The organism is Acinetobacter sp. AOR18_HL (assembly GCF_027855145.1).
Classification (GTDB): domain Bacteria; phylum Pseudomonadota; class Gammaproteobacteria; order Pseudomonadales; family Moraxellaceae; genus Acinetobacter; species Acinetobacter pittii.
Map to the genome: position 1 here is coordinate 1 of NZ_JAKTIG010000024.1, position 15,564 is coordinate 15,564.

General features: G+C 36.8%; 14 protein-coding genes and 1 pseudogene. 11 read left to right on the forward strand and 4 right to left on the reverse strand.

Annotated elements, in window-relative coordinates; all coding sequences use genetic code 11:
• Positions 1-54 precede the first annotated feature (54 nt).
• Entirely contained in the window at positions 55-1,080 is a 1,026-nt protein-coding gene (locus MKL51_RS06350) for an IS30-like element ISAba125 family transposase (protein WP_004994718.1), read from the forward strand.
• Positions 1,081-1,088: 8 nt separating this feature from the next.
• Here the strand turns inward: MKL51_RS06350 and MKL51_RS06355 are convergent.
• Positions 1,089-1,460, reverse strand: a pseudogene (locus MKL51_RS06355) (TetR/AcrR family transcriptional regulator); the annotation flags it as partial.
• A 583-nt stretch (positions 1,461-2,043) separates the two neighbouring features.
• Between MKL51_RS06355 and csuAB the strand changes: the two are divergent.
• The 7 genes from csuAB to MKL51_RS06390 all read left to right on the forward strand — a co-directional run bounded on the left by csuAB (position 2,044) and on the right by MKL51_RS06390 (position 8,698).
• On the forward strand, positions 2,044-2,580 hold the full coding sequence (csuAB, locus tag MKL51_RS06360; RefSeq protein ID WP_002049140.1) for a Csu fimbrial major subunit CsuAB: 537 nt from the start codon (positions 2,044-2,046) through the stop codon (positions 2,578-2,580).
• A 73-nt stretch (positions 2,581-2,653) separates the two neighbouring features.
• Positions 2,654-3,202: a spore coat protein U domain-containing protein gene (locus MKL51_RS06365; RefSeq protein ID WP_270904251.1), complete on the forward strand. Its 549-nt coding sequence runs from the start codon at positions 2,654-2,656 to the stop codon at positions 3,200-3,202.
• A 4-nt stretch (positions 3,203-3,206) separates the two neighbouring features.
• Entirely contained in the window at positions 3,207-3,725 is a 519-nt protein-coding gene (locus MKL51_RS06370; protein WP_032005352.1) for a Csu type fimbrial protein, read from the forward strand.
• Entirely contained in the window at positions 3,719-4,552 is an 834-nt protein-coding gene (gene csuC, locus MKL51_RS06375) for a Csu fimbrial biogenesis chaperone CsuC (protein ID WP_152684064.1), read from the forward strand. The genes MKL51_RS06370 and csuC overlap by 7 nt, the downstream gene beginning before the upstream one ends.
• Positions 4,549-7,047, forward strand: a complete 2,499-nt coding sequence (csuD, locus tag MKL51_RS06380) for a Csu fimbrial usher CsuD (protein WP_032005356.1) — start codon at positions 4,549-4,551, stop codon at positions 7,045-7,047. The genes csuC and csuD overlap by 4 nt, the downstream gene beginning before the upstream one ends.
• Positions 7,044-8,063: a Csu fimbrial tip adhesin CsuE gene (gene csuE / locus MKL51_RS06385; protein WP_032005358.1), complete on the forward strand. Its 1,020-nt coding sequence runs from the start codon at positions 7,044-7,046 to the stop codon at positions 8,061-8,063. The genes csuD and csuE overlap by 4 nt, the downstream gene beginning before the upstream one ends.
• Before the next feature lie 113 nt (positions 8,064-8,176).
• Positions 8,177-8,698 (forward strand): hypothetical protein, encoded by a 522-nt coding sequence (locus MKL51_RS06390; protein ID WP_032005360.1) that lies wholly within the window; start codon positions 8,177-8,179, stop codon positions 8,696-8,698.
• 33 nt (positions 8,699-8,731) lie between these two features.
• Here the strand turns inward: MKL51_RS06390 and MKL51_RS06395 are convergent, their stop codons facing one another.
• The gene (locus MKL51_RS06395; protein ID WP_032005361.1) at positions 8,732-8,965 is read right to left on the reverse strand and encodes a hypothetical protein; all 234 of its coding nucleotides are present in this window, start codon (positions 8,963-8,965) and stop codon (positions 8,732-8,734) included.
• A gap of 412 nt (positions 8,966-9,377) precedes the next feature.
• On the opposite strand from MKL51_RS06395, the gene MKL51_RS06400 reads away from it, so the two are divergent.
• Both MKL51_RS06400 and MKL51_RS06405 read left to right on the forward strand, forming a co-directional pair.
• Positions 9,378-10,469 (forward strand): DUF6670 family protein, encoded by a 1,092-nt coding sequence (locus tag MKL51_RS06400; RefSeq protein WP_032052269.1) that lies wholly within the window; start codon positions 9,378-9,380, stop codon positions 10,467-10,469.
• A 677-nt stretch (positions 10,470-11,146) separates the two neighbouring features.
• Complete coding sequence (locus MKL51_RS06405; protein ID WP_032005365.1) at positions 11,147-11,701, forward strand: TetR/AcrR family transcriptional regulator; 555 nt, start codon at positions 11,147-11,149, stop codon at positions 11,699-11,701.
• 91 nt (positions 11,702-11,792) lie between these two features.
• On the opposite strand, the gene MKL51_RS06410 is transcribed toward MKL51_RS06405, so the two are convergent.
• Positions 11,793-13,391 (reverse strand): bifunctional aspartate transaminase/aspartate 4-decarboxylase, encoded by a 1,599-nt coding sequence (locus MKL51_RS06410; RefSeq protein ID WP_002116631.1) that lies wholly within the window; start codon positions 13,389-13,391, stop codon positions 11,793-11,795.
• 56 nt (positions 13,392-13,447) lie between these two features.
• Positions 13,448-15,133, reverse strand: a complete 1,686-nt coding sequence (gene aspT, locus MKL51_RS06415) for an aspartate-alanine antiporter (protein WP_032005367.1) — start codon at positions 15,131-15,133, stop codon at positions 13,448-13,450.
• A gap of 128 nt (positions 15,134-15,261) precedes the next feature.
• On the opposite strand from aspT, the gene MKL51_RS06420 reads away from it, so the two are divergent.
• Positions 15,262-15,564, forward strand: a 303-nt coding sequence (locus MKL51_RS06420) for a transposase (protein ID WP_270904250.1), incomplete at its 3' end; no start/stop codon positions are given.

Consider the following 15,564-nt stretch of genomic DNA (forward strand, 5'->3'; position numbering starts at 1 on the left):
GGCAGAGTAAAACTTGAAGTGCGACATAAACCACCTAATTAATTTAAAGGGTTTATGGAGTATATAAAATTGTCATACCATCATCTTAACTTTGAAGATCGTACTGCATTAATGCTTGAGTCAAGAAAAGAAGGCTTTTCAGCCAGAAAATTTGCTGAACTCATTAAAAGACATCCTAGTACGATCTATCGTGAGCTTAAAAGAAATAGCATCAATGACGTTTATCAAGCTCGATATGCTTCTGATAACACCTTCGCTAGACGTAGACGTGGTCACAGAAAACTCAAAATCGATTCAATCCTCTGGAAATTTATTGTTGAAGCGATCCGTTGTTTATGGTCTCCTCAGCAAATAGCAAAGCGTTTAAAGACATTTCCTGATTTGGATCAAACAATGAATGTAAGCCATACAACGATTTATTCAACGATACGAGCATTACCCAAGGGTGAGTTGAAAAAAGACTTATTATCCTGTCTGCGTCATGAAAATAAAAAGCGAAAAGCTAACGGTGAACCTAAAAAAGATTCTATATTACAGGATATTAAAACTATTCATGAGCGCCCAGCCGAAGTTCAAGAAAGAAAAATACCGGGTCATTGGGAAGCTGATTTAATTAAAGGTAAAGACAATAAAAGTTCGATAGCAACACTTATTGAACGAAATACACGGCTCTGTATCTTGGCAACATTACCTGATGCAAAGGCAGAATCAGTGCGCAAGGCTTTAACTGAAGCTCTGAAATATTTACCTGCAGAACTGCGTAAAACGTTGACCTATGACCGTGGACGCGAGATGTCAGAACATAAAATACTCGAAGAAGATTTAGGCATAGATGTATATTTCTGTGACCCACATTCACCTTGGCAAAAAGGCACATGCGAAAATATGAATGGTTTAATTAGGCAATATTTACCTAAAGGGATTGATTTAAATCAGGCAGATCAGCATTATTTAAATCAAGTTGCCATGTCACTGAATACTCGTCCTAGAAAGGCGTTAGATTGGCTTACACCATTAGAGAAATTTGCTCAGCTTGTTGATTATCATATGGCTTTTGAAACTGTCGCACCTCATGTTTGAATTCGCCCCTCTTTAAATGTATGCGTAATGACCGGTTGTTCTATTTCATATATTATATTGGTGATAATATTCATAAACCGATGCAAGGGTGGCTCATTTACATTTAAGTTGATTAAAATTTCTATACGCTGTATATAGTCGAAAATTAATTTATCGAGTAAAGCTTTTAATAAACTATCTTTATTTTGGAAATAATGCTGTAAGGTACTTAAACTAATATTCGATTGAGCTGCAACTCCTCGCATACTAAAACCAGAATAACCTTTGGTAAGAAAAACTATCTCAGCATTTTTTAAGATTTGCTTTACTCTTTCTTGTCCTTTTAGTGTGGTAAAGGACTTCTTTATTTGCATAGTATCAAAGGTATCAATTTTGATCATTATCCAGCCTGTAAGTACTATTTAAAAAAAGGCATTCTAAACCATGAAATTAGAAAAATATAAATAAAATATTTAAATTCTATTAAACTAATTATGGGTCATGTGACCTATAATTTTTTAATATCGGTCATATGACCTAATCTAAAATTAAAAAATAGGTCGTGTGACTTATTTTTGTCTCTTAAGTAATAGTTAAAATAGGTCGTGTGACCTGTTTAAATAATAATGAGTTTCTTATGATTTTATTGAATCTATAAATTATTGTATTTGAATAAATATTGACTAATTTTTATTTGATAGATGATATTTATTTTCTCTATTTCTTGGACTTTTTTTTAAAGTAGGGGTGGGTATTTAGTTAGGTGTTTTTTTAACTGTTAAAGAAAGAATTTTAAATAAGTAAACATAGTCTTTTTGTAATGTGTGTATACAAGTTAAATAATTGTTATTAAATTGTGAAAAGAATCACACAATAGTAAAAGGTAGTTTGTTTTATATATAAAACAAAGTGGACATATTTTATTTATTGAGTTTGATTCATTTTGTTCTACAAAACTAATCATTATATATGTAGGTTATGAATATGAAAAACATTCAGAAATCACTTCTTGCAGCATTAATAGTTGCTGGTTATGCGGTAAATACTCAAGCGGCTGTTACTGGACAGGTTGACGTTAAATTAAATATCTCAACAGGCTGTACTGTAGGTGGTAGTCAAACTGAAGGGAATATGAACAAGTTTGGTACTTTAGATTTTGGTAAAACTTCTGGTACTTGGAACAACGTATTAACAGCTGAAGTCGCTTCAGCAGCAACAGGCGGTAATATTTCTGTGACTTGTGACGGTACGGATCCTGTTGATTTTACAGTTGCAATTGATGGTGGTGAACGTACAGACCGTACTTTAAAAAATACTGCTTCTGCTGATGTAGTTGCATATAACGTTTACCGCGATGCTGCTCGTACAAACCTTTATGTTGTAAACCAGCCACAACAGTTCACTACAGTTAGTGGCCAAGCTACAGCGGTACCAATTTTCGGTGCAATTGCTCCAAACACTGGCACAGCAAAAGCCCAAGGTGATTATAAAGATACTCTATTAGTTACTGTAAATTTCTAAATATAAAAAGAAATAATTGATTGAGTGGCAGGTTTACTTAAAAGCGAGTGAACCTGTTTTAAATGGAGGGGAGATGATATTTAATCGCGGTTCTATATTTATAATTTCTTATTTTTTAATTTCTTCATTAAATGCGGGTGAAATTGGAGCTAAGTTAACAAATCAAATTGAATTATTACCTTCTTGTTCTATTAATAATAAAGTTGTTGAAAATAATGTGACAAATTTAAATTTCGGAACTGTTGATTTTGGTGAAACCTCAACTGGTTTTAATGGGGTGATCGACGCAAGTTTGATGAATAATGGAAACTCTGGTTTACAGATACAGTGTGCTGGTATTTCTACTGTAAAAATAATATTTGGTTCTGGAAATAATGATAGTAAAGTTCCTGCGTCTTTTTCACAAAATTATTATCATGCATTAAGTAATGGTAGAGATTTTGTTGCTTATAACTTGCTCTATGGTTTAGATAAACAAGTGATTAGAGCGAATGATGCTTTTATTCTTAATGATATGAATACTAAAAAGAATATCGATATTTTTGGTCAAGCCATACACGATGGTGGTCGTATATCTAAGGGTGAGTATAGAGATATAGTACTAATTACAATTGAGTTTTAAGAAAATGAAATATTTTTATTTTAAAGCAATATTATTGCTATCTGTAAGTCCATTTGTATATGCGGTAGATCCTCAATTAAATTCTAGTTTTAAAGTTCAGGCTAAAATTGAAAATGGATGCTCAATAGATAATATCGAACAGAAAATGGATTTTGGTAAATATTCAGCTTTATCAAAAGATAAAGTCGTTTCTAATATTATAAATAGCAAAGAATCTTGGAATATTCGTTGTACTGAAAGCTTGCCTGTTAGTATTTCTATAGATGGTGGTGAAAATCTACAGAATAATATAAGACGTATGAAAAATGGTTCATCTTCGAATTATTTGCCTTATAAGTTATATAACTCTAGCAGTTTGTCTACTGAATATGTTGTCGGTAATAAATATTTATTACCTGCCACAACACCTACAAACCGCCTGGCAAATTTTGAAATATATGGTGTCGTTGATTTAGAAAATAATAATGAACCACATACTGCTGGAATTTATAAAGATACTGTTTCAATAATGATTACATGGTGATTTGTATGAACAATTCTGCATTTATTAAAAATGGCATTTTAAAATCTTTTTTATTTGCAAGTACATTATCACTTGTTACACCTGTGATGGCGCAAGCAACTTTTTTAATTTGGCCTATTTATCCAAAAATTGAAGCCAATGAAAAAGCAACAGCGGTTTGGCTTCAAAATACCGGTAAGACCGATGCGATGGTGCAAATTCGGGTGTTTAAATGGAATCAAGATGGCTTAAAAGATAACTATAATGAGCAATCCGAAATTATACCAAGCCCGCCTGTAGCTAAAATTAAAGCAGGTGAGAAGCATATGCTTCGTTTAACCAAAAGCGCCAATTTGCCAGATGGCAAAGAACAGTCATATCGGTTGATTGTAGATGAGTTACCGATTCGCCTTTCCGATGGAAACGAGCAAGACGCTTCTAAAGTGAGTTTCCAAATGCGTTACTCAATTCCGTTATTTGCCTATGGAAAAGGTATTGGTAGTGGTTTAACTGAAGAGAGCCAAAAAGCGAATGCAAAAAATCCTTTAGCCAAACCCGTTTTACAGTGGTCCGTCCGCAACAATGACAAAGGCCAGTCTGAGCTATATTTAAAAAATAATGGACAGAAATTTGCGCGTCTTTCGGCACTTAAAACTTCAAAAACTGGCAATGATATTTCTTTAGGGAAAGCTGCTTTTGGCTATGTTTTATCGAATAGTACCGTGAAGTTTGCTATTGATAAGTCGACTGCAAATGAATTGTTAAAAACTTCTAAAATTTATGGTGTTGATAGCTCTGGCATAAAACAAGAGTTGATCGAAATCACAAAAATGGAGGATCCAACATGATCCTTCGGCATAATAATTTATGCAAAAGTATTTTACTAATTTTGTTGTCGGGTGGATGCTTAAATATTCCAAATATTGCTGTTGCTGGCGATTTGCCTCCACCACCAAAAGATATTAACGAAATTAATCAATTGTTTAAGCTATATCTAGACTTGGTTGTAAACCAATATTCAGTTCAGCAGGTTGTGCCTGTCATCGTTAAAAATGATGAGTACTTCATACAAAAAAACAAGCTGATCGATGAGTTAGAAATTCAAATTCCTCAGGAGCTACTGACAAACAACGAGACCGCTTTAACCAATCAAGATATCTTAACTTTGGGGTTTAGTGGTGATGCAAGTGACTGGATATCTTTAGATAAGTTGAAAGATGTAAGCTATGAATATCAATCATCAAACCAATATTTTAAGCTTAACTTTCCACCTGCTTGGATGCCGACTCAAGTTTTAGGTAAAGACTCATGGTATAAGCCTGTCGTTGCTCAGTCTGGTATAGGGCTGCTCAATAACTATGATTTTTATACTTATAGACCCTATCAAGGTGGTTCAACCAGTAGTTTATTTACTGAGCAGCGTTTTTTCTCTCCGTTAGGGGTTATTAAAAACTCTGGTGTCTATGTCAAAAATCAATATAAAAATGAAGGTAACTCCGAGTCTTTAGACAATGATGGCTATCGTCGTTATGACACATCTTGGCAATTTGATAACCAAAATAACGCTACATCTTTTGTACTAGGTGACATTATTACCGGTAGTAAAACGACTTGGGGAAGCTCTGTCCGTCTAGGTGGTTTTCAGGTACAGAGAAATTATTCAACTCGACCCGATTTAATTACCTATCCATTGCCACAGTTTATTGGGCAAGCCGCGTTGCCAAGTACAGTCGATTTAATTATTAATGGTCAAAAGACCAGTTCAACAGAGGTACAGTCTGGGCCGTTTATTTTAAACAATGTTCCTTTTATTAATGGTAAAGGGGAAGCTGTTGTGGTCACGACCGATGCAGTCGGGCGTCAGGTTACAACAGCGGTCCCATTTTATATTTCTAATACTTTGCTCAAGCCCGGCTTATTTGATTACTCATTGTCTTTAGGGAAAATCCGTGAAGACTACGGACTTAAGAACTTTTCTTATGGAAAATTTGCAAGTGCAGCCGATGCCCGTTATGGGGTCAATGACTGGTTTACCGTAGAAGGTCGTACAGAACTTTCTTCAGACTTACAGTTATTGGGTGCAGGGTCTGTACTCAAGCTTGCAAACTTAGGTGTGCTGAGTGCTTCTTTTAGCCAAAGTAAGGCCGATAAGTCTATGTCTGAAGATCGAGCTAAAGATTTAGAGGGTAATCAATATACGGTCGGGTACAGCTATAACCGTAATCGGTTTGGTTTTAGTATTAACCATAACCAGCGCGATGATGAATATACCGATCTTTCACGGCTGCAATATAGCAATTTAATTTCGGTCAATAGCAATAAAAGCTTAACGGCCAATACTTACTTTGCGACCAAAAACTCAGGCACATTTGGCGTCGGTTATATTAATACTAAGGCGAATGACTTTAAAAACCGCTTCTTAAACTTGTCATGGGCACCTGTTTTACCGACTTATATGAATGGTGTGACCGTTTCCTTAAGTGCCAACCGTGACTTTATCGAAAAAGAGTGGAGTGCTGCATTTCAGCTTTCGATACCACTGTTCCAACGAAACGCGACTGTGAACTCGGGTTATGCATTTAATAAAGAGGGCGATACGGGTTATGTTAATTTCAACCGTTCTGTGCCGTCTGAGGGCGGTGTGGGTGTCGACTTGACCCGACGCTTTAATGAAAATAGTGAAGATTTAAATCAGGCACGTGTCAATTACCGCAATGGTTATATCAATACCGACTTTGGTATGTCTGGAAACCATGACTATAACTATTGGTTTGGTCTATCTGGTTCACTTATTTATATGGGGGGTGAGATATTTGCTTCAAACCGTTTAGGCGATTCTTTTGCATTGGTCGATACCAACCAAGTACCAGATGTTTTGGTTAGATACGAAAACAGTTTAATTGGTCGTAGTAATAAAAAAGGCCATATTTTTGTGCCATCGGTGACGCCTTATTATTCGGGTAAATACAGCGTCGACCCAATCGATTTACCTTCAAACTTTACAATCACGCAAGTTGAACAACGTATTGCTGCTAAACGCGGCTCGGGTGTTGTGATTAAGTTCCCAGTTCATCAGTCTATTGCTGCCAACGTTTATTTAACTCAAGCAGACGGAAAACCTATGCCTGTTGGTTCAGTCGTGCATAGAGCTGACCAAGAGTCGTCTTATGTGGGAATGGATGGAATTGTCTATTTAGAAAATTTAAAAGCGAACAATACCGTAACTGTTCAACGTTCAGATCAGAGCGTATGTAAGGCAGATTTTTCTGTAGATGTAGAACAAGCCAAGCAACAAATTGTGGTGGTTAAGCCTGTTACGTGTCATGAGGTATCTTTACCATGAAAATAAAAACAAAAAAATTACTCAGCCATTTATGTATGTTTTCTGGACTGATGTTGGCTGGAAATTTGGCTCATGCTGCATGTAGTGTGAGTGCTTCCGGTTCATCTACTATTTCGGTTCCGTCTATTTACCTAATGGAAAACGGTGAGAATTCTTCACAATTTAATTCGGGTTTGTCATGTACGGGTTTTAGTCTGGCTTTAGCAAACATGACATATCTAAAATATCGAGTTGAACAAATGTCGAATTCGTTTACCAATGCTCAAACCGGAGAAAAGCTCAATGCTGTTATTTTAGATAGTAACAATGAAATCATTAGTTTAGGCCAAGAAAAAGACATGAGTAGCTTTACACTGGTCAATCTTTTTAGCGGGCCAGATGGTAATTTGCCTTTTTATATACGCCTTCCGGCTGGGCAAAGCGTATCACCTGGTGTTTATCAGGCTGATTCACCGTTAAAAGTAAAATGGTTCTATTCGGTACCAGGGGTTGCTATTGCCGGAATCGGTATATTCTTTGAAAGCCCAGGGTTTAAACGCGGGGTATTGGGTATCGGTTTTAACTGGGGAACTGGAACAGACTCGCTTGGTTCACTGTCAATTACTGTACTTCCGGACTGTCGAATTTTAGCTCAAGACGTAAACTTTGGTACAGCAGCGTTTGCGTCCAAGCTTGAACCTGTTCAGTCATCTATGGGAATACGATGTTCTGTGAATACGCCGTATTATGTCAGTTTAAACAATGGACTTTCCCCGCAAAATGGCGACCAACGAGCTATGAAGTCGCAAACGGGTAATACATTTTTAAAATACGATATTTTCAAGAACTCATCGAATGATCGATGGGGAAGCGGTAACGAGCGTTGGTCGAGTTTAAATGCAACGATTAACCCAGGCGTACATAATGGAGTAACTCAGCAGAATTATGTGTTTACTACAAAAATTGTGGATGAAAACGCAGACACGGTACCAGCGGGAACTTATCAAGATACGGTCACGGTACAAGTCGAGTTTTAAAAGCTGTTTTATATAGAAGATAAAAGCTCAGTTAATGGGCTTTTTGTCTTGAAAAATAGCTTACAATCAAATAATTATTTTAGGATTTAATTTTAGATTGATAAGGATCACCTATGTTAGTTATGTCTGATAAGCAGCAGCCTAAACATGTACTGACTAACATAGATTCATACATTCCTTTTTCTATTGAGTTCTCTGATAGTGGATTAGCTGATCTATACTGGCGATGTGGAAATGGAAAAACTTGTTTATTTGAACTAGGTTTAAGTAACACTGGCGAAGTAATTAATATTACTCTTGTATCAATAAATTCTAGTAACATTTTGAAAAACAATAATAAATATAAAATTCCATTTCCTGTGGAAAATTTCCTACCTAAATTTGATGTTTCAGAGTGGAATATATCTGAGGATTATTCAAGTATATTTAGAGATGATTTTAATTATGAACTACAATTAATTGTAGGTTTAGATTACTTAGTTTTAACTTATTTAAATATTGAAAAATCAGTATATTACTTTAAAAATGAAGAATTATATTTTGGTTTTAACTCTAATAAGGAACTTTCATCAATACATTTAACTAATATTACAGCGGAAGAAGTAGAAATCATAAAAAGAAATTTCTCAGTTTAATACAAACTAATTTGAGATATTCACAACATATAACTACTCAAGCTCTAATTGGTCATCATCTTTCGTAATTTTAATTTTTAACTTTTTATATTTTCGCTTATTTGGATCTAGGGCTGAATTCATCACTTCATCTGCAAAAGGCGGGCACTGCATCAATTTTGCATAAGCCCTATAGCCGATGCGTATTCGAGTAGGCGGGCAATCGGTTCTTTTTGAGTAGTATTCAATGAGTGAGTTCAGTTCTTGTAATAAAGTTTGCTGTTCCATCATACATACTTAACAATTAGATGACTTAAGCATAATAGACTTACTCGTTTAGCGGAATATGCCTTTAAAATGTACAGCTATATAAATTGTGATGTAGTTCTCTAAAACACATATTTTATGTATGAAGTTTGTTTAGGAGAGATTTTGGATGTTTTTTTAATCGAAATGTCATAAAGAAAGGCTAATTTAGACTCATAACAAAAATGATGAAGATTGTTGCGAACAATAAAATCAAAAGCAATTTTCACAGACGTGGTCGTGAGGTAATTAGGGCTAATTCGAAAGAGTTGGCTTTTTTGTTTTAGTGCATTTGCTTAGATCAAGATGTCCTTTATTAACATTCAATTGCAAATTATCAAGTTCTAATATGGAACTTCTTTTTTTAAGTAGATAAAAATAAAGGATCTTAAAAATGTTAATCTCAAGCGATAGATTACCAAAGAGTTTTAAAGCCAAAGCCAATCAAAAGGTTGCCAAACTTTCAGGCTCATTGTTGGGAGCTGTTACACCAGAGCGACAAGCAACATTGCCAAAAGAGTTTGAACTCAGTCCTCATACGCTTTATAAGCGCTTTGGTAGTACACATTACGGGGTCATGATTCCTGACTTACCTGAACCCTTTCGATATTTATCTTGGGCTTCGGTATTAGGTTATCTTGGATTTACGATTACAGATACCAACTATCAAATGTCTAAAGATGGAAAAGGGGATACAGCTTCTTTGGTACATGGAACAGCATTATCGACAACGCCTGAGGCCTACAGAACATTTTCAATCAAAAATGATATCAAGTTTAACCAAACCCCTTTTGGGATTAATTTTGACAATCAAAGTGTCATGCATGAGGATGGTGATGGATTTATATTAATTACTAAAAGAGAAGATTTAGAACTAGAACTTCATTTAAAGCCTACCAAAGCTATTTCATGGTTTGCCTATAGTGCTTTTTATAAGCATTTTAGTGTCTTGATGCATTATGACGGCTACATTAAACAAAAAGGCAATAGTGAGAGTATTAACGGGCTTTGTACGCTTGAGTCTTGGAAAGCTGTAGCGACCTCAATGCTCAAAAACAAATGGTTAGTTGAGAATATTCAACTTCCTGTAAAAGTCTTTAGCTATCAAGTTATTAATATTGACCATGAACAGCAGTTATTACTGGCTTTTATTTGCTATGAAGACCAACCCATTTTGACTTCTGTTTACTATCGTCATATTGATGGAACATCAATTCAATACAACGGTGATATACTTTTTGAAGTAACCAGTCTTCAAGAAGAACCACAGATTACACCTGATGGTTTTCCAATGAATTTACCAAATACTTTTCGCTGGGCTGCTTATCACAACAATCAAAAGGTTTTAGATATTTCAGCACAAGTAGACACTCCATATTGTTTTGGATTGGCTGCTGGTTTCGTTTCTTCGTATGCATGGCAAGGCGAATTCTATGATCAGCCATTAGTAGGAAGGGGCTATCTGGAATATATTGACCGAAGATAAAATCGTTTTAAAACTTAGTTGTTTATCTACAGCTTTAAGCGAACTAGAAAATATCTGTTTTATAAACTCAATTTAACAATAGATTTTAATTATTTATCCTTACTTTTTAATGATCTATTTTAAAACAGATGTCATTTTGTGTGCTTGACTGAAATAGGGTTGGGCACTATCCTTTGCCTGCTGGCCTACATTGCCAGTCGGTTTTAGCAGACCGTCTACAAAAGGCGCACAACAATGCTGTTTTGGTTTTTGTGCGTTCTCTTAAGTCACGCCTTTATGGTGAGGCTAGGAGGGACACCTTCGGGTGTGCTGGTTTCCTTTTGTACCAGTCTGCTAACCCTTCTAGTCTTGCCACCATTATTTAGCAGTAATTGGTAAGACTCTTCTAAATCAAAAGGAGTCCGCCGTTATGCGTACTATTTCTTCTCTCTCGTTGGCAACCTTTGCCAAATTCTTTCTATCCATACCGCTTAAACAGTCTTTAAAACGATTTAACCGACTTTAGGTTTCTATACCTTAAGAATCGTTACGACTAAAACATAGCAACAATAAACCAGAGATAGGTGAGCACACCATTATTGTGCGGTTTTTGCATGCCTGTATTTAGCACTCATTTTAAGAGTGACGGCATTTCTATCTCTTCTATTTACAACAAAAAATTATTTTAAGCAGTAAACATGAAAAATTTAGAAGTTTCATTTAGAGCGACGCGAACGCTTAACACAGCAGCAGATTTATTTAAACAATACGGCTTCAACAAGGTCGGGGTGGACCGAATTGTTAGTGAGACTAAAATTTCTAAAGCTACTTTTTACAACTACTTTCACTCCAAAGAAAGATTAATTGAAATGTGTTTGTTGGTTCAAAAAGAACACTTAAAAGAAAAAGTGAGAGCGATAAGTGAATCTTGTCAATATCCAGATTTGTCTCTTACGCTTAGACAAATTTACCTTTTACATGCGGACTTAAAAGGGGCGTATTACCTGTTGTTTAAAGCGATTTTTGAAATTAAACAGCTTTATCCAAATGCATATCAAACCGCAATTCGCTATAGGCGATGGCTTAAAAATGAAATTTTCTGGGTTCTGCGAGAATCTAAAAAAAGGGCTACGTATGAAGAGTCGGATATTTTTGTATTTATGATTGATGGTGCGATTTTTGGACTTTTAGGTTCACGCCAAAATGAAGAGCCTGATCAGTTGCTAGATTACTTTTTAAAGGTAAATGCTTAAATTGAACCTTTTACATTCAAAAGCTGAAATAGCAAATTAAAGAACAGAAAGAAAAAAGTGAGGCTGCTAGAGCCTCACTGTATATAGGTGTTTATTTGCCTTTTTTAGTTTTTAAATACTCTGCATAAGCTTCATCTGCAAAGCGTCTTAGAGAATCACCAATTGCAGCATATTGGTATTCATTCAGGTTAGCTAAAGATGCACGAGCAGAAGGGTGCTGCACACCGAAGCCAGAACCCGGCAATAAAACCACACCTGTTTCATCTGCTACTCTAAATAATAGCTCGGTCGGATTTTTATTTTTCATAACCCAATCTGCAAACTCATCTCCATAGAGAGTCCGTGATGTGTTTTCAAGGTTGACTAGGGTGTAGTAGTCCACAGCATTTGGATCTGTTGGAACCTCGACGCCAAGCTGTCTATAAAGTGCTGCATCGCGTTCACGAACAACAGATTTAACTGCTTTTTTATAGCTTTGGCGTGAGTCCATCATATTAAATAGTGCAAATAAAACCATTTGAACTTGTTGTGGGGTAGACAGACCAGCGGTATGGTTCAAAGCAACATTTCGGCTATCGGCAACTAAACGGTCAATAAACTTAATGCTTGCTGGGTCGGTAGTTAAAGATGAATAGCGCTCTTCAAGCTCTTTCTTCTCTTTTTTCGATAAGTTTGCAATTTGTTTATCAAGCACATTGTTATTTGAAAGTGCAATGACACCAAGTCGCCAACCAGTCGCACCAAAGTATTTAGAGAATGAATAAACCAAAATTGTATTGTCAGGACAAATCGCAAATAGTGATTTGAAGTTATCTGCAAACGTACCGTAAACGTCATCGGTCAAAATAATCAGATCAGGGCGCTTTTTGACGATATCGGCCAAAATCGCAAGTCCTTCATCACTCATTTTCACCGATGGTGGGTTACTTGGGTTGACTAAAAAGAATGCTTTAATAGACGGATCTTCTAACTTTCTAAGCTCCGACTCTGGATATTGCCAACCGAGTTTAGGGTCGGCTTCAATCAATACTTCTTCAAGCTGGTAGTCATTGAGTTTTGGAATCTCAAGATATGGTGTAAAAATAGGGCTACCAATGGCAATACGGTCGCCATTTTTGATAATTTTATTTTCTTTTAATGAGTTAAAAATATAGGCCATTGCGGCTGTTCCGCCTTCGACCGCAAACAAATCTAAGTCTCTTTTTTGCATGCCTTGTACGCCCATTTCTCTTAAGACGTACTCTTTAATAATTGTTTCACTCACTCGAAGCATTCGGTCTGGTACTGGATAGTTACAGCCTAAAATCCCTTCAACCATTTCAAGTAAAAAAAGATCTGGGTCTAAACCTAACTGGTCGCGCACATAAGACACGGCTTTGCCTAAAAAGACTACACCGGGTTTGTCACGGTTTTCCAAAATGAAGTTATCAAAACGTGACTGGAGTCCAACGGGGCGCGGGAAGCCACCTAAACCTTCCGGCATATAGGAAAATGAAAATTCGGATTCGGTCGCAGAAAACAAACCCAGTTGAAAGAATGCTCTACGTGGGATGGTAGCAAGAAAGTTTGGATTACCACGCCCAGCATTTAGCATCATTCGGTCAGTTCTGCTTTGAGCTAATTCTATTAAATTATCTTTTAGTTCAAATGGGCTGAGTTTTGCGTATTTAGAATAATCGACTTTCCCCATGGGACGTCTCCTTAATTATAGTGAGATGAATAAAATTTCTAATTCAATGTATAAAATCAGGCCAAGCCTACGATCAGTGGTCCGAGTAAGGTTAAGAACACATTTGCTAGGGCATAGGTAATTGCAAATGGAACGGTCGGAATCGAGTTTCCTGCTTTGTCTAAAATTGCACCAAATGCAGGGTTTGCACTGCGTGAACCAGATAGTGCACCTGCCATTACTGCAACGTTGTCATAACGCAGAACATAACGAGCAAAGAGCATGGAAAGTAGGAGAGGAACCAGTGTTACCACAACTCCAATCATAAAGAGTGAAAGACCACTTTCTTTAATGGTTTGAATAGCTTGTAAACCTGATTGTAAGCCGACGGCAGCAACGAAGCCTGCAAGACCCAAATCTTTAAGAAGCTGTGAAGCCGCTAAAGGCATATTGCCATGCACTTGATTTCGACTTCGAATCCAACCAAACAGAAGACCTGATAGTAAAGCTCCGCCACCCGCACCAAGAGTTAAAGGCACATCACCTAAACGAATCACAAAAAGACCAATCACCAAACCAACCACAAGGCCTGCACCATGGAAAATCCAGTCCGTTTTTAAGCTTTCAGGTAGGGCTTTACCTGCTTCTTTCACCAAGCGGTCGAGGTCGCTTTTTGTTCCGTATACGGTGACCACATCGCCTTGTCGTAAAACAGTGTCATCACTTAAAGGTTGTGGCTCATCCTTACGCTTAATCGCAAGTACATAAATACCGTGCTTTAAATACGCAGGCGTATTGGCCTTAATGTCTCCTAAGGTGCGGTTGAGATATTTGGAATTTCTTAGGATGACATCACTGGTATCCATAATCATTTCCATACCTTGCGATGACTGTAATTCGCTACCGATTTGCTCGGCAACTGAAACCACACTGGCACGGCGACCAACCAATAAGATGACATCGTCTGTTTGTAAAGTTAGCTCGGGAGCGACATCAATAAACTGATCTTTACGTTTTAACCGTTCAATCGTAATACTCGGCTCTTTTGCTTCAATTTCCGCAATAGTTTGCCCATTGGCTTGTTTAACTTTATAAATACGACCCACAATTTCCGGCATTGCCAGTTCTTGGCCTGGTGCGAGTTCAAAAGCACCTTTTAGCCGCTCACTCTGAGCTTTTAAAGCATCGTCGTGAATTTCTTTACCCATAAATTTAGGCAAGATATTCACACAGACAATAATTGCTCCCAATGAACCGAAAATGTAAGTGACCGCATAGCCAATCGCGACATTTGCTTGAAGTCTTTGAATTTCTGCGAGTGGGAGATCGAGTCTAGAAATTGCATCTCCCGCAGTCCCAATAATCGCTGATTGAGTCATGCCGCCCGCAGCGAGACCCGCAGCCAAGCCTTTATCGAGATGAAAAATTTTAGCCATTACTAAAACAGTGACTAAACCACACACTGCCATGAATACTGCTAATAAAATTTCTTTTATGGACTGTGGACCCAGTGATTTAAAAAACTGTGGACCACTTTCAAAGCCGACTGCGTAAATGAAGAGAGCAAATAAAATTGCTTTAACGCCGTTATCGACAGGTACGCCAATAAGACTTAAAACAACTGCGACGAGTAAGGAGCCTGCGACTCCGCCAAACTGAAACTTTCCAAACTGGAATTGTCCAATCCAGAAGCCTATTGCGAGTGATAAGAACAATAATATTTCGGGGCTGTGCTTTAAAACACCTTGTAACCATTCAATCATTTTGATCTCACTTTTATTATTAGATCTATCTTTAATATATAAATTTATTTATTTTTCATTTTTAAAATACAATAGGCTTTGTTGCACAAACCTATCTCTAAAGGCTTATTCCACAATATAATTTTGAGATGAATAAGCCTACACCTAAAATCTACCGTACAACCAATTGGCCCACATACAACCGAGCTCTCATTAATCGTGGGAATATTGCCATTTGGTTTGATCCCAAAACACAATGGTATGCTCAACCAAAAAGCCAACATGGTCGAAATCAAACTTATTCCGATACAGCCATCCAATGCTGCTTAATGATTAAATCCATATTTCGTCTTTCTCTACGCATGGTCACTGGCTTTGTACAAAGCCTGATTAAACTTTGCGGATTAGATTGGACAGCGCCAGACTATACGACGCTTTGCAGAAGACAAAAA

Coding starts and splice junctions, on each gene's coding strand:
- MKL51_RS06365 (WP_270904251.1), top strand. CDS start 2,654: ATGATATTTAATCGCGGTTCTATATTTATAATTTCTTATTTTTTAATT.
- MKL51_RS06390 (WP_032005360.1), top strand. CDS start 8,177: ATGTTAGTTATGTCTGATAAGCAGCAGCCTAAACATGTACTGACTAAC.
- MKL51_RS06400 (WP_032052269.1), top strand. CDS start 9,378: ATGTTAATCTCAAGCGATAGATTACCAAAGAGTTTTAAAGCCAAAGCC.
- csuAB (WP_002049140.1), top strand. CDS start 2,044: ATGAAAAACATTCAGAAATCACTTCTTGCAGCATTAATAGTTGCTGGT.
- csuE (WP_032005358.1), top strand. CDS start 7,044: ATGAAAATAAAAACAAAAAAATTACTCAGCCATTTATGTATGTTTTCT.
- MKL51_RS06370 (WP_032005352.1), top strand. CDS start 3,207: ATGAAATATTTTTATTTTAAAGCAATATTATTGCTATCTGTAAGTCCA.
- MKL51_RS06405 (WP_032005365.1), top strand. CDS start 11,147: ATGAAAAATTTAGAAGTTTCATTTAGAGCGACGCGAACGCTTAACACA.
- MKL51_RS06395 (WP_032005361.1), bottom strand. CDS start 8,965: ATGGAACAGCAAACTTTATTACAAGAACTGAACTCACTCATTGAATAC.
- aspT (WP_032005367.1), bottom strand. CDS start 15,133: ATGATTGAATGGTTACAAGGTGTTTTAAAGCACAGCCCCGAAATATTA.
- csuD (WP_032005356.1), top strand. CDS start 4,549: ATGATCCTTCGGCATAATAATTTATGCAAAAGTATTTTACTAATTTTG.
- MKL51_RS06410 (WP_002116631.1), bottom strand. CDS start 13,391: ATGGGGAAAGTCGATTATTCTAAATACGCAAAACTCAGCCCATTTGAA.
- csuC (WP_152684064.1), top strand. CDS start 3,719: ATGGTGATTTGTATGAACAATTCTGCATTTATTAAAAATGGCATTTTA.
- MKL51_RS06350 (WP_004994718.1), top strand. CDS start 55: ATGGAGTATATAAAATTGTCATACCATCATCTTAACTTTGAAGATCGT.